Origin of the sequence: Acinetobacter gerneri DSM 14967 = CIP 107464 = MTCC 9824, from assembly GCF_000368565.1 — a bacterium.
Classification (GTDB): domain Bacteria; phylum Pseudomonadota; class Gammaproteobacteria; order Pseudomonadales; family Moraxellaceae; genus Acinetobacter; species Acinetobacter gerneri.
The window spans coordinates 5,701-6,264 of sequence record NZ_KB849540.1 but is presented as its reverse complement, the minus strand read 5'-3'; the positions used below and the strand labels follow the sequence as shown (position 1 = coordinate 6,264).

General features: G+C 37.9%; 2 pseudogenes. Both read right to left on the bottom strand.

Annotated elements, in window-relative coordinates:
- Nucleotides 1-197: pseudogene (locus F960_RS05555) on the bottom strand (type VI immunity family protein); the annotation flags it as partial.
- 25 nt (nucleotides 198-222) lie between these two features.
- A pseudogene (locus F960_RS22615) lies at nucleotides 223-564 on the bottom strand (type VI immunity family protein); the annotation flags it as partial.

Below are 564 nucleotides of genomic sequence, written 5' to 3'. Positions count from 1 at the left end.
TTAAATTTGTCGATTAAGTCTAAAACTTTCTGTTTACCCTCATCATTTCCACCATTGTTATAATAGATTTGAATGGTCAGAGAAAGTTGAGATAAGACCTGATCATCTTTATCTAACATGAGTAGTTCACGTTCAGCGAGTTGTAGTTGTTCTAGAAGTTCTGCTTCGGAAGGTGTTTGAATTTCTATGGTGTACATTGATGTTTAGTCCATTCACAAAAACTTAAAAAGGATTCGGCAATAAAACAGGTCCGCCATCCTCACGTTTTGCAAGTTTCCATACCGCAAGCTTACTGGAAATGCGACCACTTTGTCTTTCGTGCTCACCCTCTTCAGGAAATTCCTGTCCCTTTTTCAGCTCTTTGCCTAGACCCTCAAAATTAAAAGGAACCCAAATTCCAGTATAGGACACGATACGATTATCATTACCAAACTGACCTAATATAGGTAATAGTTCTTCCTTTTTACCATTGAGATTAAGAATACCTTGATCAAAATTGGCACTATCCCAACGATGTATCCAGTAATAAACCTCTGATTGTGAATAGCGTGGACCACGATAAGC